The sequence below is a fragment of the Deltaproteobacteria bacterium genome (assembly GCA_026388545.1).
Lineage (GTDB): Bacteria > Desulfobacterota > Syntrophia > Syntrophales > UBA2185 > JAPLJS01.
Window position 1 is genome coordinate 46,607 of the sequence record JAPLJS010000105.1, and the last position, 17,963, is coordinate 64,569.

Below are 17,963 nucleotides of genomic sequence, written 5' to 3' on the forward strand. Positions count from 1 at the left end.
TCTTACCTCTTACAACTATCGTCAAGCATTGATTGCGTGACAGCATAAAAAATGTCCCGAAGGTACATCATACCGACCACTTTTCCCCCTTTATCCAGAACGGGCATTCTCCGGACATGCCCCTTCAGCATGTGGTCCACGCACTCCATGAGAGGATCATCTTCCCGGACTGTTATTACCTTTCTGGTCATGAAATCCCCTACCGTTTTATCTCCCGCCTGGCACGCAAGGGACTCCAACATCCCGTCCCAAGTGAAGTCACCCAGGTTCATCATTGACATGTACGAAGGGTAGACCGCCTTCAGAATGTCCGTCATCGAAAGTATCCCTATGAGTTTTCCACTGTCGTCTAGGACAGGCAACCCCATAACGCCTGATTTTTCCTCCCCCCGGATGGCAGTCCTAAGAAGATTGACAGCTTCCTTGAGATTGTTATCAGGCCTGAGGTAATCTTGAACGGGCACCATTAAATCTTTTGCTTTCATAGAGCCTCCATGCAATAAATCATGATATTCAAAACCTTTGTCTTTACTTACTTGATATTCAAAACAAGGCAAGGGTGTTAAAGCTAAAAAATTATCAATAAAAAAGCCGCCAACTGATTTTAAATCTAATGGCGGCCCGACCAATTTCCTTTTTCCTCCAGAGAATGTTCTCTGAACCCTCAATCAAGGTTCGATTTTTCAAATATGATAAATAATCTCCACTTATCGGCTTATCCTGTCAATGAAAATTAACAAGAAAGCGTATCATCTCCTCCGTTTCGTAAATTAGTGGATCTGTCATTGTACTGATTCATGGCTGCCTGAATCCCTGACAAAATGGTCATCGTCACTGCATCACTTGCCCTTGTAGTAATTTGGGGCAGCAGTTTCATCTCATCATCATTGAAGGGCTGAAGGACATACCCCTCAACCATTGTCTTCCTAAGTGGTTTACCTATGCCAAGTCTGACCCTGATAAATTCCAAATCACCGAGGTAATCGATAATGGATAGTAACCCTTTGTGACCGGCATGACCACCGCCTGACTTTAGTCGGATCGTTTCAAACGGCAGATCAATGTCATCATGAATGACGATTATATCTGCATGGTCAATTTTAAAGTAGTCTACGAACTTTTTTGCTGCGAAGCCGCTGATGTTCATGAAGGTCTGCGGCTTTGCAAGCAAGACCGGAATGTCACCGATCTTACCTTTTCCAAAACAGGCATCAAAACCTTTCAAACTCACGGCAATATTGTGGCTGGAAGCGATTGTATCAAGGGCCAAGAATCCTATATTGTGTCTGCTGAATTGGTACTTTATGCCTGGATTTCCAAGCCCGATTATAAGCTTCAAACAGTAACCTCTAAGAAGGTTCAAAGTTCAAAGTTAGAGCTTCCCAACGTCGAACATTGAAAGGTGAACGCCTTATCAGCTTTGCTCCTGCGGCTCTGCTGCTGGTTCCTGCTCCTCTCCCTGTTCTGCTTTAACGGCCGTTTTTGGCGCCGAAACTGATGCTAAAATTGTATCTTCAGTATCAAGGACAGTAATCCCGTCAGGTAATTTTATGTCTTGCACCTTTATTGAATCACCGATTTGAAGACCGCTCACATCAACCTCAATAAATTCGGGCAGTACGGCAAAGAGGCATGATACCTTTATATCTCTTTTAACATAATGCAGATCGCCTCCGGTTTCGACACCCATGGCCTCACCCGTAAAATGAATGGGTATGTCGAGGGTCATGGTTTGTTCCATGTCGATTTCATAAAAATCAACATGAAGGAATTTCCTGCTGACAGGCTCTATCTGCAATTCCTTAATAAGGGTAAATTTTTGAATTATTTTACCATTTTCAACAATCAGGTTTATAAATACATTTTCTTCTTTGCCCTTCAATAGCTTTTTCAAGTCAGAAGAGTTTACCGCCAATAGAACCGACTCGGTTTTCGGTCCATAAAATATTGCCGGTACCATACCGTCTTTCCTCAATCTTCGGGCAACCCCTTTACCGGTATCCTTACGGAGACGGGCTTTCAATTCACTTATTTCCATCTAGTCCTCCTATATAAATAGCGAATGTACAGAATCATTGTAATAAATGCGTCGAACGGCTTCACTTATAAGTCCCGCGACAGACAGAACTTTGATGCGGGTGCAAGCTGCCGCTTTCTCGTGCAAGGGGATAGTGTCTGTTACAATAATCTCCTTAAGCCTTGAGTTCTCAATCCTCTCTATGGCAGGTCCTGAAAGTACGGGGTGGGTACAACAGACGGAAACCTCTACGGCCCCTGCTTCCTCGAGGGCTTCGGCTGCCTGCGTTATCGTTCCTGCAGTATCAATCATATCGTCAAGTAAGATGACCTTTGCTCCTTTTACGTCCCCTATAATATTCATGATAGTTGACTCATTCGGACCTTCTCTTCTTTTATCGGTAATGGCAATGTTAACCCCTAATCTCTTGCCGAAAGCCCGTGCCCTTTCGACACCGCCTGTATCGGGAGAAACAATGACAATATTGCCCTGATAATATTTCTTGATGTATTCTATAAGAACCGGGGTGGCGAAAAGGTTATCGACGGGAATATTGAAGAATCCCTGGATCTGGCCGGCATGAAGATCGATCGCGAGGACACGGTTGGCACCTGCCGATGTGATAAGGTCCGCGACTAGCTTTGCCGAAATCGGCGCCCTCGGTGCTACCTTTCTATCCTGCCGTGCATAGCCATAATAAGGAATTACAGCCGTTATCCGGTCTGCCGACGCCCTCTTCATGGCATCGATCATTATCAGCAGTTCCATACAGGTGTTATTTACCGGCGGACATGTTGATTGAATAATGAAGACGTCCATTCCTCGCACATTCTCATTAATTTCCACTCTCGTCTCACCGTCACTGAATGTAGTTACACTTGCCTTCCCAACAGGTACCCCCAGTTTTTCACAGATATTACGCGCAAGAGGTCTGTTCGCGTTACCGGAAAATACTCTCATTCTATCAAGCATATGAATTCCTTATATAAAGCAATATATTTGGCTGGGGCGGGAGGATTCGAACCTCCGTATGCAAGAACCAAAGTCTTGTGTCTTACCGCTTGACGACGCCCCATTATTTATTAATATGGATTAAAAGAGCGTAAGGGTAACAGAGAAGATAGGCATGGTAAACTATTTATCATAGGGAACATGCCCTGTATACAGACCATTCCTTCTCTCCGATTTTTTCTAAAGCCTCTGCCGCTTTTACTGCTTCTTTTTCCTTCGCGAATAATCCTGCAACAGTTGGCCCGCTGCCGGACATTATCGCACCAAGAGCGCCGTTCTGTAATAAAAGATTCTTTAAATGCTGCAGAATAGGATGAAGAACCAGCGTGACCTTTTCCAGATCATTACGGAGTCCATTTATTAGGTCATCAACCGAATAAATCTTGGGACATGTATACTTTACCGCTTGTTTTGTCAATCTTAAATTGAGATTATCATAAACCATTTTTGTAGATATTTCAAAGCCGGGATTAATCAGGACAAACCATAATGGAGGAATGTTCTCAGCAGCCTGAAGTCGATCACCGGTGCCGAATGCCCATGCCGTCTTCCTGAAAATAAAAAAAGGAACATCTGCTCCGAGTTTTGTTCCTATTTTCATGAGATCCTCAGTTGTATAATGAAATCCCAACATGTCGTTTATGGTTAAGAGAGCGGTGGCGGCATTAGAACTCCCCCCTCCAAGTCCTGCCGCTACAGGAATCCTTTTTTTGATAGTAATATGGATACCGGGAGAGTATGACAATCGGGAAAGAAGAGCATCTGCTGCTCTGTAAACGATGTTGTTTTCATTTTCCGGCAGTGTGCTTCCCGGGCAGCTCACCGTGATGCCATGGCCAACGGGGGAAAATATCATTTCATCATAAAGACTTATCCCCTGCATGAGTGTTACGATATCATGATATCCGTCTTCCCGCTTTCTCAGGACGCGAAGGTAGAGATTAACCTTCGCAGGTGATACTTTCTTGATCATCCCTTGGCCATTTCTTTAACATACCGCATCATCAGTTCATACAGTATTCCCTCCAGCATCTCTTTTTCATTATTATCGAGATTACCCACCGTCTTATTTTTTATCATGTTCAATATGTCAATAGTTTGTTTTGCTGCAGCAAGATTCCTTTGGGCCTTTTTTGTTACCGGGTCCGGAAAATCGCCGAAATGATACATGACGGTTGTGCTTAGTGAAAAAACGAAACTGGAAAAAGTAACGTCAGGTAAATATTCCTCTTGGGCTCTTTCCTGACTCTCTTTTTCCGGGGGTTTTTCCTCTGTTTTTACATCTGCAATTGTTTCTTCTTTTTTTGACTCTTCCGTGCGGGCTTCCCCGGATTCATCAAAAATACGTTTATCTTTAATTACAAATCCCTTTTCTTTTTTTTCTTCTTCCATATGTATCACCTTGGTTGAACATTCATACAAGTTACTATCTCAATTCTAGAAGCTTCCCGTTCCGCAGTATAATCTTTCCCGTCCAGCCGCTTGTTATTCATCCCCTCATCACTCCTGCAAGAGGATGAAAGAGTGGTCTTTATAGTAATGGCTTCATGCTTCTCAATCGTGCGATGCGTTCCTCAATGGGAGGATGGGTACTGAAGAGATTCATGAGAGATTTCCCTGTCAGGGGATTTACAATAAACATATGAGCCGTCGACGGATTTGCATTCATGGGGATTGCCTGTGATGCCCGTCCCAGTTTTTCAAGGGCGCCTGCAAGACCATAAGGCTTTCCGGATACCTTTGCCCCCCCGGCATCTGCCAAGTATTCCCGGGATCTGGAAATTGCCATCTGGATAATTGTTGCGGCAATGGGCGCCAGAATTGCCATAAAAATGAGGCCGAAAATACCGCCACCTTCCTCATCGTCACTGCGGCTTGCTCCACCAAAGATAGCCGCCCATTGGGCCATGTTTGCCAGCATAACGATGGCGCCGGCAAGCGTTGCCGCGATAGAGCCGATAAGCATGTCTTTATTTTTGATGTGTGTCAATTCATGGGCGAGAACTCCTTCTAACTCATCTTTATTCAGCATCCGCATGATTCCCTCAGTTACTGCGACAACGGCGTGGTTTTCATCACGTCCTGTGGCAAAGGCATTGGGGGAATCGCCGGGAACAATGTAGACTTTCGGCATGGGAAGGCCCGCTCTCAAAGCAAGGTCTTTTACCATGGCGTACAGTTGAGGGGCTTCATTTACTGAGACCTCCCGTGCACTATACATTTTCAAAATCAACTTGTCCGAAAACCAGTACGCTCCAAAGTTAATCACCATGGCAAATATAAACGCTATAACAATCCCGCCTTTGCCGCCAAAGTAACCTCCAATTAACATTAAAAGGCCCGTCAGGGCGCCAAGTAATAAACCTGTCTTAATGGTGTTCATTTAAAACCTCCTTTTTTACTTTTTACCTTTTCTCAAAAATCATCTCACTGCTGTCGTTCGAATCAACGATAATGTGGTCTCCTTCAGCAAACGTTCCCTCCAGAATCTTCATCGCCAGATTGTCCAGGATCAGTTTCTGGAGAGCCCTTTTGAGGGGCCGTGCACCGTAAACCGGGCTGTATCCGGCTTTAGCTATATAATTTTTTGCATTTTCTGTCAATTCAAGTGTTAATTTGCGTTCTTTAAGTCTTCTCCGTATAAGATCGATCTGAATGTCAATAATATTGTCGATATCACTTATGGTCAAGGATCTGAAGGTTATAATATCATCTATTCGATTCAGGAATTCCGGTCTGAAGGTGGCTCTGAGCGTCTCCATCGTCCTGGTCCTTTTTTCTTCATCATTTATGGACAGATCTTGTATCCATTGCCCGCCAATGTTGGACGTCATTATCACAATGGTGTTTTTAAAATCAACGGTCCTGCCGTGGCCATCGGTCAATCTGCCATCATCAAGTATTTGCAGGAGAATATTGAACACATCCGTATGAGCCTTTTCAATCTCGTCGAAGAGCACTACTGTGTATGGCCTCCTCCGGACGGACTCGGTGAGGTATCCGCCTTCGTCGTATCCCACATATCCGGGAGGTGCACCGATCAGCCTTGCAACGGAGTGTTTTTCCATATATTCGGACATATCAATCCTGATCATAGCCTGTTCATTGTCAAACATGAATTCGGCTAAAGCTCTCGCCAGTTCTGTCTTCCCGACGCCGGTCGGCCCCAGGAAGATAAAAGAACCGATCGGCCTGTTCGGATCCTGGAGTCCTGAACGTGCTCTTCTTAGGGCGCTGGATACGGCAGCAATACCCTCATCCTGGCCGATAACCCTTCTTTTAAGTCTCTCCTCCATATGGATAAGTTTCTGAATATCGCCCTCCAGCATACGTGACAGCGGAATTCCTGTCCAGTTTGCGACAACCTCCGCCACGTCTTCTGCATCCACCTCTTCTTTTAACATCTTATTGTCCTTCTGAATTTCGGAGAGCATGGTGTTTTCCTGATCCATCTCCTTGTTCAGTTCGACGAGCTTTCCGTAGCGAATCTCGGCTGCCCTCGCGAGGTTTCCTTCCCTCTGGGCGCTTAGCTCTTCTGTTTTATATTCCTCAATCTTACTTTTGACTCCCTGAATTTTCCGGATTATTTCTTTTTCCTTCGCCCAGTGCGTCTTCATTTTTTCCATGGATTCCCTGAGGTCCCTCAGTTCTTTATCAATTTTGTCATGCCTTTCCCGAGTCGTTTTTTCCAAGTCGTTCTTCAGGGACTGCCGCTCAATTTCAAGTTGTGTTACTTTTCTTTCTATTGTGTCAATCTCAGCCGGCATACTGTCCAGTTCAATCCGCAGGTGTGAGGCAGCCTCATCAATAAGATCAACTGCCTTATCCGGTAAAAACCTGTCGCTTATATAGCGATTGGAAAGCGTTGCCGCAGCGATAATCGCAGAATCTTTGATCCTCACCCCGTGGTGTACCTCATACCGTTCTTTCAATCCCCGGAGGATAGCAATCGTATCCTCAACAGAGGGTTCCCTTACAATGATCGGCTGGAACCTGCGTTCCAACGCGGGATCTTTTTCAATATGCTTCCGGTATTCATTTAAAGTGGTTGCACCTATGCATCGCAACTCCCCTCTGGCAAGGGCGGGTTTCAGCATATTAGATGCATCGACGGCGCCCTCAGCGGCTCCGGCGCCGACAACCGTGTGAATTTCGTCAATGAAAAGGACAATCTCTCCCTGAGCGCTTGTGATTTCTTTGAGTACTGCCTTAAGCCTGTCTTCGAATTCTCCCCGGTATTTTGCGCCTGCCACCAGAGCGCCGATATCAAGGCCAATAACACGTTTATTTTTCAAGGTCTCCGGTACGTCGCCATTCACAATGCGCTGCGCAAGGCCCTCCACAATGGCCGTTTTACCCACTCCCGGTTCTCCTATGAGCACGGGATTGTTTTTTGTTCTCCGGGAGAGTACCTGCATAATCCTCCTGATCTCATCATCTCGTCCAATGACGGGGTCAAAAGATCCCTTTCTGGCAAGTTCATTGAAGTCTCGGGCATAACGTTTCAGTGCCTGATACTTCTCCTCCGGATTCGGGTCGGTAATCCTCTGGCATCCTCTGATTTCCACAAGAACCTTGAAAATGTTGTCCTTTGTGATGCCCTTGCCCCGAAGTATCTTCCCGGCTGCTCCCTCCTTTTCATCGGCAATTACGACCAGCATATGCTCGGCGCTTACATATTCATCATTCAGGCGGGCAGCTTCAACGAGGGCGTTATCCAGCACTTTGTTTAATCTGGGCGTCATGTAGGCCTGGCCGGCACCTGAACCTTCAACCCTCGGCAATCCCTTCAGAGCCTTTTTGAGTTCATCTTCAATACCTCGGGGCTCCACTCCCAGTTTTTTCAGTATTTCTCCCGTAATGCCTTCCGGCTGACTCAGGAATGAAAGAAGAAGATGCTCCACGTCGACGGCCTGATGCCCGTATTTATTTGCCAAGGTCTGGGCTTCCTGTATGGCCTCTTGAACCTTTAATGTAAATTTGTCGAATCGCATAGCGCCCCCACTTTTATGGTATTGGCTTCAAGATACTCACGAAAAGGTTTCCACTTTTAAAGACGCTGACGTTTCCCGTGGATTCAGATATAACAATGGCTATTGCATGGGTGATGCTCGTGATTCCTGCAGCGGCGATATGCCTGCTCCCCAATCCCTGGGGAAAATCCTTGCTTTCAATTGCCGCGTTGAGGTGCCTTCCCGCGGTCATGATCGCCCCATTGTCCTTTACGATAAATGCACCGTCAATGGCTGAAAATTCTTTAATTGTCTCTAATAATTCCGGATTAAGGATGTTTCGCTCTTCTTCAGAGTATCCCATGAAAGGGTTGATGACCATTTGTCTGGAAAGTTGGAGAACCTTTTCGTGGTCCCCAAGAATAAAAATAGTTCCAACTTTTCTCCCTTCTCTTCCCTGGGCAGCCAGTTCAAGTGCTATATTGAGGGCCGCGCTGAATACTTCCGGGTAGACCCCCTGGATGAGATCAGTGATATTCTGAGATGTTAAAACTTCAAATTCCCTGCCGACATCGATCATAAAGATGCTGTCCACATATCCAAGCCTAGGAAGACCACTCAGGCAGACCAGCGTGTCATCTTTTTTGAAAAGGCCTGTGGCAATACCCTTGGTGATGGCTATTTTTATTTGGCCAACCCGCGACAGGTTTACACGGGGGACGTTAATGATTGTTCCCAACTGTTTAAATTTTTCTGGTATTTCTTCGTCGCCTTTCGTAACCAGAATGAGATCAAAACATGGTTTTTCATTTTCCGCAATGGGCAGTTCCGCAGCCGCCTCAGCATAGAGCATGAGGGCCTTTGCCTTGATTTCTGTGGCAATGCGACAGGCATGCTCGAGAATGACCCTGTTGGCTTCTTTCATGAAGTTTATCTCCTTGCTGCTGTTTGTTCAACCCCTCTTGCAGGAATTCTTAACTGTACCGGTTTCATCAATCATAAGATTTTTGCATAAAGTAACAATAGATTAGGTGGATGTCAAGGCATGTGACTGTTCGTTAATAACTTACGTGAAAAATATTGACTAGATGATTGACATCATAATAGTATACAAAGATTATAAATTATCGAACATGGAGGAGTGTTCATTGGAACTGCCATCGGTAACCAGTACCCTTGACATATACATAGCACAGATCAATCGCTTTCCCTTGTTGAGCGCGGATGAAGAATTCAAATTAGCGGTCAAGTTTAAAAAGTATAACGATGTAGCGGCAGCCGAGAAACTGGTCGTTTCGAATTTAAGGTTTGTCGTCAAGATTGCCCATGAATATAGAAATTACGGGATGAAACTGGCCGATCTGATTCAGGAGGGGAATATCGGTCTCATGCATGCCGTGAAAAAGTTTGATCCCTATAAGGGCTACAGGCTTATATCCTATGCAGTATGGTGGATCAGGGCATATATCCAGAATTTCATTATCAAATCCTGGAGTCTTGTAAAAATCGGGACCACGCAGGCGCAGAGGAAACTCTTTTTCAAGCTGAGTCAGGCCAAGAAGAGACTTGAGACCCTTTCCCAGAAGAACCCTGAATTCGCGGAAATCGCAGAATCTCTGGGGGTTAAGGAACACGAGATTGAAGAAATGGATCTCCGGATGAGTCACCGTGATCTTTCACTTGACGCATACATCAATGATGAAGGCGAGACGGCTCATCTCGATCATCTGACCTATGCAGGCGAGAATCAGGAAATGGCCCTGATCAAGAAAGAAGAGATGGATCTGGTGAAGCGAAATATCGCCGGCGCGCTTACCAACCTTAACGAAAGGGAGAGCTATATCGTCAAGCATCGCATAATGACGGACGCTCCGATAACCCTTCAGGAAATCGGTAACAAATACAACATTACACGGGAACGTGCCAGACAGATAGAAAAGCAGGCCCTCAAAAAACTGAGACTGGCGATTCCGTATTTAGGAAAAGAGCCGGCGTTGCTGGAGGCATGAATTTTAATAGTCCATATTCGATCGGACAGAATCCTTCTTCACTATCAGTATTCATCCTTATAATTCGAAGACATCGAGGAGGCTAACGGCTATGGGGGATACATGGAGAAATCCGAGAGGACGATCTTGAACCCCACGACTAATGTTATCCAATGCACCTACGAACCCATATCAATCCCTCTGGCGAGGTTTTCAAAGCGTGCGAACTTGTCCTGAAACGCCAGTTTAACCATACCCGTCGGCCCGTTTCTTTGCTTGCCGATAATGATCTCAGCCATACCTTTCTCAGGATTTTCCTCCGACTTGTCGTAGACCTCATCCCTGTAAATGAAGGCGATTAAGTCTGCATCCTGTTCGATGGCTCCTGAATCCCTCAGATCCGCCATTTGCGGACGCTTGTTGGTCCTGTCTTCCAACTTCCGGTTCAACTGGGAAAGTGCGATAACCGGGACCCTCAATTCCTTTGCGAGGGCCTTCAGTGACCGGCTGATTTCCGATATCTCCTGCTCTCTCGATGTTTCCCTGTAACTGCCGCTTCTCATGAGTTGCAGGTAATCAAGGATGATCAAACCAAGGTCAACCTCGGATTTCAGCCGCCGTGCCTTTGCTTTCATTTCTAAAGCGGAGATTGCCGATGAATCGTCAATAAATATCTGTGCCTCGGAAAGCCTTCCGGCTGCGGCAATCAATCTCGGCCAATCCGCCTCTCCAAGGAACCCCCTTCTAATTCTTTGAGAATCAACCCTCGCCTCTGCGGAAAGCATGCGAAGGGCAAGTTGTTCTTTCGACATTTCCAGAGAAAAAATTGCAACGGGTGTATTCGCTTCGAGCGCTGCATATTGAGCAATATTCAGGGCAAAAGCGGTTTTCCCCATGCTTGGACGGCCTGCTATGATGATCAAATCGGATTTCTGCAATCCGGAGGTTATATCGTCGATTTTTTCATAACCTGTGGGGACACCCGTGACAAGTTCTTTCCTCTCGTATAACTTTTCAATGGTTTTGACGCTTTCCTTGATGATGTCTTTGAAAGGGCTGAACGCAGGTCTAATTTTATTTTCGGATATTTCAAATATGGCATGTTCCGCTTCGTCGAGGACTGTATCGATATCTGCCGCTGAGTTGTAACTCTTGTTTAAAATTTCTGTGGCTGTGCCGATGAGCCTGCGAAGAATGGCCTTTTCCTTCACGATCTTCGAGTAATGGGAAATGTTGGCTGCTGACGGGACATTGTCTGCAAGAGAAGATAAATACGACACCCCTCCGGTTTGATCAAGCTGATTCTTGCTTTTTAAGATATTGCTTAACGTGATGAGGTCGCTCGGTTCATTTTTGTCATACAGCTCGACGATCGCAGCGAATATTTTGCGGTGGGCTTCGCTGTAGAAAGCATCGGCATCAAGTATTTCCAGAACACTGTTCAGCGCCTGGTTATCGAGCAGAATTCCTCCGATCACAGACTGCTCAGCTTCCAGGTTCTGGGGAGGTACTTTATGCAAAGAGGTGTCGATATCTTTCATGAGATGTTTCACGCCTCGCCAACAACCGTAATCTTAATCTCTGTCATCACTCCGGCCTGAAGTTTAATCTTGACGGGAAATTCGCCGAGAGACCTGATGGGTTCTTCAAGGAGTATCATTTTTCTATTGATCGCTACTCCCTGTTCGACGAGGGACTCCTCAATATCTTTTGTGGTGACAGATCCGAATAACTTGTCCTGTTCTCCGACACGCCGGGAGAGGGTACAGGTCACACCTTTGAGTTTTTCAATCATCGATTCGGCTTTCTTCTTTTCACTTTCGATCTTCTGCAGTATATGCTTTTTTTCGTGTTCCGAGGCCTTAAGAGACCAGCTGCTCGCTTCAACTGCGAGTCCCTTGGGAACCAGATAGTTCCTTGCATAACCGTCTGCAACTTTCACTGTGTCTCCGGCTTTTCCCAGAGATTCCATATTTACTTTCAATATAACCTTCATAAAATTCTCCTTATTAAATCAAATATTTCACTGTAATTCCTTAGTTTTGAAAATCATCTTTATGGTGAGGGCTCTGCAATCGGCTTAATGTATTTTCTAAAATCAACCCATAGATCAAACACACCGACAGCAATTACGAGCATGATGATAAATTGTTGAGCAAAAATAAGAAAATAACATGGCATCCTGAAAATTCTGTGAACGTTTTTCGTTTTGAATATAAAACTTACAATTGACAGACCCTGAAGCAGATATACAAACAGACAAATAATCAGAAGATTAAGGCCGAGAAACATTACCCCTTCTACGGGCATTAAAAGCATTCCCCCACTAGCTAAAAGAAACCATATCAGTTTTTCCGGCGCCTTCCAACGCGAAAGATCGCCAAAATCGGGATACGGCACCCCGTTTTTTTGAAATATCTCCCTTGCTGCCAGTGTATTTATCCATACTGTGAATAATGCACTTACCAGGACAAGAGCAGGAAAAATGTTTGTAAAAAAATGGGTGATCTGTTTAAAATTGTCTCTGATTAGGTCGATCTGTTCCGCTGGTATATCCAGTTGAGCATAGAATTGTATGCTTTCTTGAATGTTTTTCCCTATAAAATCCTCCAGAAAAAGCAACGGTTGTTTTCCCGAGATGAGACTTTGATAGATGATAAAAGAACACCATAGTATTAAGAGCACCATGCCCGGATAAATAACAGTTCTTTCGATAGAATAATTCTTACGAAAGATTTCTGAAAGGATCACTCCCGAACACCCTGATATAAACAAGAAAGGGAGATTTATTATTGAACCGAATACTATCAGGATTATGGCGACCACAAACAGAGACACAATGAAAATTGTCAATCCCTGTATCCTGCCTGTTTTCGAATAATAATAGAGAATTGGCAGGGGTGTGAGGATAATAAAGAAAGCACCTACTATGGGAATCAGCGATGCAGCAAGAAAGGCCAGGGAGGATACGGCTATACCCGTGTATAGATTATTAAAAAATGCACCCCTTTCTTCTCTCAAATTCTGAATCCGTCAATATCTGTTTGAACAAGGCGTCATAGAAATTCATATTACCACTCGGAAACAACAAAAGGCAAGAGTGCAATTGTCCTTCCCCTTTTTATGGCCACGGTAACCTCTCTTTGATGCTTCGCGCAATTTCCAGTGATTCTCCTGGGTATAATCTTGCCCCTATCGGTTATATAATCCTTTAAGATAAGGGGCTCTTTATATTCAATTTTAATTTCCGAATCCGTACAAAATCGACAAAATTTCCTTTTGTGGTAGAATTTCTTTTGCGGTTTTGAGTCGGTTCTTGGAGTCCTTGTGTCTCTTGATGGTATTGGCATTTCTGATACTTTTCTCCCTTCGTTTCCTCTTTATGTTTAAATGGATTCAGATGACGTGGAATCTTTGACTCTTTCAATCTCCATACTTTTCACAGGAGTTTCCGGGCTTTCCACTTTCAGCGCCACACGCGGCGTATCCGTCGGTACTTCTCCCAGTTTTTCTTTTTCTATCTTCGCCAGGTCAACTTTATCATCCTTCAATATTGTCATGAATTTCAAAACTTTGTCATCGATTTTGAAATTTCTTTCCATTTCCTCGATGACGGCGCTTTTTCCTACAAAATCAATGAGGATATAGTATCCGTTTGTTTGTTTTCTGATTTCGTAGGCTAATTTTCTTTTGCCCCATTTTTCGGTTTTAACGACAGTGCCCTTGAAAGCTGTTATGATTGAGCTGTATCGTTCAATGAGATTGCTGAGTTCGTCGTCGGGTAGGTCAACTTGGACAATAAACAGGGTTTCGTATCTTCTCAACTTTGTACCTCCTCATGGCTCTAAAGTCCGAACTGTCAGTTCGAACAAGGAGTCCTGTATTTAATTTTAAATGGACTTGTCTTGTATACTATCCTTTTTACAAAATCAAGATTTTTATATAATAACCAATGTCCCCCCTCTTTTCTAATGAGGGGTTGGGGGAGAGTTTACAGAATACACTTAAAATCCTCCTGAATCCCCCTTTACAAAGGGGGACTTGAAAGAAATAATATTCTCAAGTCAATGACATTGTTATAATAACTGTAACATATAGATCCATCTGCAGTTTTTAATCCTTTGTCATTCCCGCCCCCGACAAGGGCATTCGAGGGCAGGCGGGAGCGGGAATCCATAGATTCTGTGTTCCTCATGAAATGACATTTAGCGCCTTTCAGCTTACTGCGACTTGAAACGATGATCGGTGCCGGTGAGAACCGATTCTTCTGCCTTAAAATGCAGGCGGGATAGCCTCTGATGTGCCTGCGAGCTGATGTGAGCATGTCGGCACTGAAGCCGTGATCTTTCTTGCCAAGAGCTCACTTGATGAACTCACGAGTCGCACCAACGATTACCTGCATCCATTTTGAACAGAGTAAAGAGCGGAAAGACGGCTTCCATACCCGTACAAACATTTCAACTGGCTCAGAGCGAATTGGAAGTGAAGGTATCTATGCGGGTAAATAAGATAACGATATTACCTACACTTTGCATATTTCAAAGCACACAGTCAGGTCAAACATCAAAAATATTTATCGAAAGCTCGGCGTTTCCTCAAAATACCAGCGTGGCACCAAGGCTGTACAACGGGGAATAATTCATAAAATTTAAGGCAGGACCGTTGCTGATCCTGCCTTCATTATAAAACCGCAATTTAAGGTTTAGTTCCTCACAACTACCCTTGCTCCAGCAATAACGTCACGCCCCACAGTTCATTGAATTATCGTTCTCCATCAACGGATGCCTTTCTATTCTCCTAAAAAAGCAGATTTCTAATTTAAAACATAGTACATGTTCCGGGGCCAGATCACCACAATTCAAATGTACCGGTTTTCTGTTTATGATCCTATTCGTAAAATTTCGGCGCCTGCTTGTAAGCTTTCCAGCCTTCCGGATCGTGCCCCGTTACGATCTGAGCTCCATGAAGTGATTGTAGAGCCTTCATCCTTTCAACGGACTTTACAGATTCCCCGAAATTCCATGCGAGACCGGATAGTACATTGTTGTTCAAATTTTCCAATGTATAACACGAATCAGCTGCGAAAAACATGGGGCCTGTTTTCGGCAAGTTCACAAGAATGGATTGATGTCCCGGTGTGTGGCCAGGAGTAAGATAAATGATGAGTTTACCGTCATTGAATAAATCGAATTTATCATCTCTCCAGCCATTCAATATAAGCCAGTCGACCGGCTTATCAAAATCTTTACGAATGTAGGCAAGCTTCATAAAGTAATCGGGGGTATAGGCATAGTGCAACTCATCACGCTGTACAATGTACCTTGCATTAGGGAAATGCCCTACGCATCCTGCATGATCGAGATGGAGATGTGATAAAATGACATACTTGACATCTTTGGGTTTATATCCCACTTTCTGAATCGCATTCACACACCACTGCTCTTCTGACATGACAGGGTCATACGCGGCCAAGATATCTCCCCAGTGAGCCTTTTTGTTTTTTACCACCTCCAGGGCGTTCCCGGTATCAAAAAGAACAATCCCTTTGGGATGTTCAATGAGTAGAAAAGGCACCGGGACGTCAAATGGTTCCCCAACACCTAATCCCATTGTGAAATACTGCTTATAACTCTTCAAAACACCCGCTTCAAAAAAATAAAGTTTCATCTTTTTTCTCCTTGTCTATGTAGAATTATGCTTGGGATGACTTGGTAAACCAAGCCGGAATCTTTATCGACAAATACCCCAGACCGATGCCGATGACCAAGGCCAGCAGGCTGAAGAAAATGTTCTCCAGGGCAAATGCGTCTTTGCTCTTGAAGTGCCCGAAGGTGACGGCGAAGAAGACGGCGAAAGCCCCAAAGGCTGCCGGCGCCAGGGCGAATGCTTTCCAATTCATCATCAACACCAGCGCCATCGCTGCCACCCCGACGGCGATCGATATCGATAGAATACCGGCTTCTCCTTCGAGTTTGAGGCCGTACAGACAGAGATAGCCGAACAAAACACCAACCAATGTCGGCGCCCCTACTTTGGCTATAGCTTTTGCGTCGTCGCCGGCCACAAAGAAAAAAGCCCAACCGACAAAAGCCGCCCACGTCGGCCAACCCAACTTAATTGAACAATAGGTCCACAAAGCCGCTAAGATGCCCACGCTCAGCGATAGTGGAAAGTATAGCAATTTCATTTATTCCCCCTCCTTCCTTCTTATGTTATAGGATTTTCAAGTCAGAACGATAAAAATTATTTTGAGAAAGTCCCCTCCTTTCTTTTAGAATCTATTTGTAAGTTCCTGTTTGTTGCTCCCCCATCAACCGCTTGAAGGGTTTTCGGTGCGGCGTTTAAGCATCGACCCGGAAGCCATAAAGCTCTCTGCATTCATCCCGAAGCTGATTCCTGAACTGGGGGTGGGCAATCTGGATTAATGCCTCAGCCCTCTGCTTGACGGTTTTGCCCTTCAGTTTAGCAATTCCGTATTCCGTAACCACATAGTCCACATCGTTACGCGAGGTTGTTACAGCCTGACCCGGCATGAGTGTAGCCGCAATCCTAGATACCGTACCTTTCGCTGCGGTTGCAGGCAAGGCAATAATGCTCCGCCCTCCGCGAGAACGGGCTGCACCGCGTACAAAATCTACTTGCCCGCCGACCCCACTGTATTGCGTTGTCCCAAGAGTGTCTGCTGCGACTTGGCCAAGTAGATCCACCAGCAGTGCTGAATTGATGGCTACAATATTGTCGTTTTGTGCAATGTTGAAAGGATCATTGGTATAATTGACAGGATACGCTTCAATCATCGAATTGTCATTGAGCCACTCATAAAATTTACTTGTCCCCATGGCGAAAGTAATGACGATTTTTCCTGTGTGGAATGTTTTCTTGCGACAATTGATAATGCCCTCGTTAACTAACTTCATGGCGCCATCTGAAATCATCTCTGAATGAATACCGAGATCCTTCTTTTCACCCAGGAATGTTAAGACTGCATCTGGAATTTCACCTATTCCAAGTTGCAAACAGTCACCATCCTTTATAAGGTTCGCGACATTACTGCCAATGGCTTTTTCCACCTCACCAATGACCGGAGGAGTGAGTTCAATTAGCGGCTCTTCGGAGGGGACAAAATAATGAATATCACTAACGTGAAGATATGAGTTACCCCCAACACGAGGCATGTTAGGATTAACTTGAGCAATGACCGTTTTGGCACTCAACGCAGCCTGCCGCGTATAGTCGACGGATATACCAAGACACACAAACCCACACTTATCCGGAGGAGATACGTGGATCAGTGCCACATCCACGGGTAATATTTTGTCTCTGAAAAGCAGGGGAATTTCGTGAAAAAAACAAGGCGTATAGTCGCCACGTCCTTCCTTGATAGCCTTTCTGCTGGTTCCACCCACATAAAGTGCATTATGTCGAAAAGATTTTTCATACTCCGGCAAGCAGTAGCGTGCCTTGCCCATGGAGACCATATGAACGATCTCCACATTCAATAGCTCCCCTGCACGATCAACCATTGCCTCGACTAGACTTTTAGGCTCACCACACGCATGGGCCGTAACCACCCGATCCCCGGATTTGACCTTTGTTACGGCTTCAGGGGCTGTAACAGTTCGTCCATTAAAATGATCTTGCCAATTCATGAGAACGCCTCCTTTTCCAGTTTTAATTTTTTCCGTACGATAAAACCTGCCAGTTTGCCTTCCGGCACAAGATCCAGATCAACCGTCGACCCACCGACAAGAATCCATCTCCGGTCAAGGCTCCTGATGGCCGGACGATGCGCACATTTGACCTCGCATCCGCAAACGAGAATCGCTGTCTCCCATGGACAGGATGGTGGTCGATCCGTTGTCAGCCTGTGGCCCGGCGGCAGCAATTTCTCAATATCCCGAACCAATCCCGCGCGATCGATGTGGGGATTGCACCCCCCGCAGTATTTTACGCCTACCAGACCCATGTCTACAAAGCACAGATACCAGATTTACA

Annotated in this window: 19 protein-coding genes and 1 tRNA gene; 1 reads left to right on the forward strand and 19 read right to left on the reverse strand. The window is 45.1% G+C overall.

All coding sequences use genetic code 11. The features are described from left to right. Nucleotides 1-2: 2 nt before the first annotated feature. From NTW12_12385 to NTW12_12430, 10 genes are all read right to left on the reverse strand, one after another. Nucleotides 3-485: a CBS domain-containing protein gene (locus NTW12_12385; GenBank protein ID MCX5847132.1), complete on the reverse strand. Its 483-nt coding sequence runs from the start codon at nt 483-485 to the stop codon at nt 3-5. A gap of 248 nt (nt 486-733) precedes the next feature. Beyond that, nucleotides 734-1,339 (reverse strand): aminoacyl-tRNA hydrolase, encoded by a 606-nt coding sequence (gene pth, locus NTW12_12390; protein ID MCX5847133.1) that lies wholly within the window; start codon nt 1,337-1,339, stop codon nt 734-736. A 75-nt stretch (nt 1,340-1,414) separates the two neighbouring features. Next, a complete protein-coding gene (locus NTW12_12395; GenBank protein ID MCX5847134.1) occupies nt 1,415-2,038 on the reverse strand; it encodes a 50S ribosomal protein L25/general stress protein Ctc in 624 nt (207 codons plus the stop codon). Nucleotides 2,039-2,047: 9 nt separating this feature from the next. Beyond that, nucleotides 2,048-2,989: a ribose-phosphate pyrophosphokinase gene (locus NTW12_12400; protein ID MCX5847135.1), complete on the reverse strand. Its 942-nt coding sequence runs from the start codon at nt 2,987-2,989 to the stop codon at nt 2,048-2,050. Nucleotides 2,990-3,017: 28 nt separating this feature from the next. Next, a tRNA-Gln gene (locus tag NTW12_12405) sits at nt 3,018-3,092 on the reverse strand. Between the two features lie 66 nt (nt 3,093-3,158). Beyond that, nucleotides 3,159-4,001: a 4-(cytidine 5'-diphospho)-2-C-methyl-D-erythritol kinase gene (gene ispE, locus NTW12_12410; GenBank protein ID MCX5847136.1), complete on the reverse strand. Its 843-nt coding sequence runs from the start codon at nt 3,999-4,001 to the stop codon at nt 3,159-3,161. After that, a complete protein-coding gene (locus NTW12_12415) occupies nt 3,998-4,420 on the reverse strand; it encodes a DUF1844 domain-containing protein (protein ID MCX5847137.1) in 423 nt (140 codons plus the stop codon). The genes ispE and NTW12_12415 overlap by 4 nt, the downstream gene beginning before the upstream one ends. 139 nt (nt 4,421-4,559) lie before the next feature. Next, complete coding sequence (gene htpX / locus NTW12_12420) at nt 4,560-5,411, reverse strand: zinc metalloprotease HtpX (protein MCX5847138.1); 852 nt, start codon at nt 5,409-5,411, stop codon at nt 4,560-4,562. 22 nt (nt 5,412-5,433) lie between these two features. Continuing rightward, complete coding sequence (gene clpB, locus NTW12_12425) at nt 5,434-8,022, reverse strand: ATP-dependent chaperone ClpB (GenBank protein ID MCX5847139.1); 2,589 nt, start codon at nt 8,020-8,022, stop codon at nt 5,434-5,436. 13 nt (nt 8,023-8,035) lie between these two features. After that, nucleotides 8,036-8,905: a diadenylate cyclase gene (locus tag NTW12_12430; GenBank protein MCX5847140.1), complete on the reverse strand. Its 870-nt coding sequence runs from the start codon at nt 8,903-8,905 to the stop codon at nt 8,036-8,038. Nucleotides 8,906-9,128: 223 nt separating this feature from the next. Between NTW12_12430 and rpoH the strand changes: the two genes are divergently transcribed. Beyond that, complete coding sequence (rpoH, locus tag NTW12_12435; GenBank protein MCX5847141.1) at nt 9,129-9,989, forward strand: RNA polymerase sigma factor RpoH; 861 nt, start codon at nt 9,129-9,131, stop codon at nt 9,987-9,989. Nucleotides 9,990-10,147: 158 nt separating this feature from the next. On the opposite strand, the gene dnaB is transcribed toward rpoH, so the two are convergent. The 9 genes from dnaB to NTW12_12480 form a co-directional block, all read right to left on the reverse strand. Then, nucleotides 10,148-11,509, reverse strand: coding sequence for a replicative DNA helicase (gene dnaB / locus NTW12_12440; GenBank protein ID MCX5847142.1), 1,362 nt, complete (start codon nt 11,507-11,509; stop codon nt 10,148-10,150). 8 nt (nt 11,510-11,517) lie between these two features. Further along, nucleotides 11,518-11,964, reverse strand: coding sequence for a 50S ribosomal protein L9 (rplI, locus tag NTW12_12445; protein ID MCX5847143.1), 447 nt, complete (start codon nt 11,962-11,964; stop codon nt 11,518-11,520). A gap of 59 nt (nt 11,965-12,023) precedes the next feature. Then, the gene (locus tag NTW12_12450; GenBank protein MCX5847144.1) at nt 12,024-12,989 is read right to left on the reverse strand and encodes a YybS family protein; all 966 of its coding nucleotides are present in this window, start codon (nt 12,987-12,989) and stop codon (nt 12,024-12,026) included. A gap of 50 nt (nt 12,990-13,039) precedes the next feature. Beyond that, nucleotides 13,040-13,318 carry a 30S ribosomal protein S18 gene (gene rpsR, locus NTW12_12455; protein MCX5847145.1) on the reverse strand — a complete coding sequence of 93 codons (279 nt, stop codon included), beginning with the start codon at nt 13,316-13,318 and terminating at the stop codon, nt 13,040-13,042. Between the two features lie 36 nt (nt 13,319-13,354). After that, a complete protein-coding gene (gene rpsF, locus NTW12_12460; protein MCX5847146.1) occupies nt 13,355-13,792 on the reverse strand; it encodes a 30S ribosomal protein S6 in 438 nt (145 codons plus the stop codon). A 1,063-nt stretch (nt 13,793-14,855) separates the two neighbouring features. Next, entirely contained in the window at nt 14,856-15,635 is a 780-nt protein-coding gene (locus NTW12_12465) for an N-acyl homoserine lactonase family protein (protein MCX5847147.1), read from the reverse strand. 25 nt (nt 15,636-15,660) lie between these two features. After that, the gene (locus NTW12_12470) at nt 15,661-16,155 is read right to left on the reverse strand and encodes a DUF1097 domain-containing protein (GenBank protein MCX5847148.1); all 495 of its coding nucleotides are present in this window, start codon (nt 16,153-16,155) and stop codon (nt 15,661-15,663) included. A gap of 154 nt (nt 16,156-16,309) precedes the next feature. After that, nucleotides 16,310-17,617, reverse strand: a complete 1,308-nt coding sequence (locus tag NTW12_12475) for a 4-hydroxybutyrate CoA-transferase (protein ID MCX5847149.1) — start codon at nt 17,615-17,617, stop codon at nt 16,310-16,312. After that, complete coding sequence (locus NTW12_12480) at nt 17,614-17,934, reverse strand: hypothetical protein (GenBank protein MCX5847150.1); 321 nt, start codon at nt 17,932-17,934, stop codon at nt 17,614-17,616. Before NTW12_12480 ends, NTW12_12475 begins: the two co-directional genes overlap by 4 nt. Nucleotides 17,935-17,963: the final 29 nt, after the last annotated feature.

Coding starts and splice junctions, on each gene's coding strand:
- NTW12_12385 (MCX5847132.1), bottom strand. CDS start 485: ATGAAAGCAAAAGATTTAATGGTGCCCGTTCAAGATTACCTCAGGCCT.
- NTW12_12395 (MCX5847134.1), bottom strand. CDS start 2,038: ATGGAAATAAGTGAATTGAAAGCCCGTCTCCGTAAGGATACCGGTAAA.
- NTW12_12400 (MCX5847135.1), bottom strand. CDS start 2,989: ATGCTTGATAGAATGAGAGTATTTTCCGGTAACGCGAACAGACCTCTT.
- ispE (MCX5847136.1), bottom strand. CDS start 4,001: ATGATCAAGAAAGTATCACCTGCGAAGGTTAATCTCTACCTTCGCGTC.
- NTW12_12415 (MCX5847137.1), bottom strand. CDS start 4,420: ATGGAAGAAGAAAAAAAAGAAAAGGGATTTGTAATTAAAGATAAACGT.
- htpX (MCX5847138.1), bottom strand. CDS start 5,411: ATGAACACCATTAAGACAGGTTTATTACTTGGCGCCCTGACGGGCCTT.
- clpB (MCX5847139.1), bottom strand. CDS start 8,022: ATGCGATTCGACAAATTTACATTAAAGGTTCAAGAGGCCATACAGGAA.
- NTW12_12430 (MCX5847140.1), bottom strand. CDS start 8,905: ATGAAAGAAGCCAACAGGGTCATTCTCGAGCATGCCTGTCGCATTGCC.
- dnaB (MCX5847142.1), bottom strand. CDS start 11,509: ATGAAAGATATCGACACCTCTTTGCATAAAGTACCTCCCCAGAACCTG.
- rplI (MCX5847143.1), bottom strand. CDS start 11,964: ATGAAGGTTATATTGAAAGTAAATATGGAATCTCTGGGAAAAGCCGGA.
- rpsR (MCX5847145.1), bottom strand. CDS start 13,318: ATGCCAATACCATCAAGAGACACAAGGACTCCAAGAACCGACTCAAAA.
- NTW12_12465 (MCX5847147.1), bottom strand. CDS start 15,635: ATGAAACTTTATTTTTTTGAAGCGGGTGTTTTGAAGAGTTATAAGCAG.
- NTW12_12470 (MCX5847148.1), bottom strand. CDS start 16,155: ATGAAATTGCTATACTTTCCACTATCGCTGAGCGTGGGCATCTTAGCG.
- NTW12_12475 (MCX5847149.1), bottom strand. CDS start 17,617: ATGAATTGGCAAGATCATTTTAATGGACGAACTGTTACAGCCCCTGAA.
- NTW12_12480 (MCX5847150.1), bottom strand. CDS start 17,934: ATGGGTCTGGTAGGCGTAAAATACTGCGGGGGGTGCAATCCCCACATC.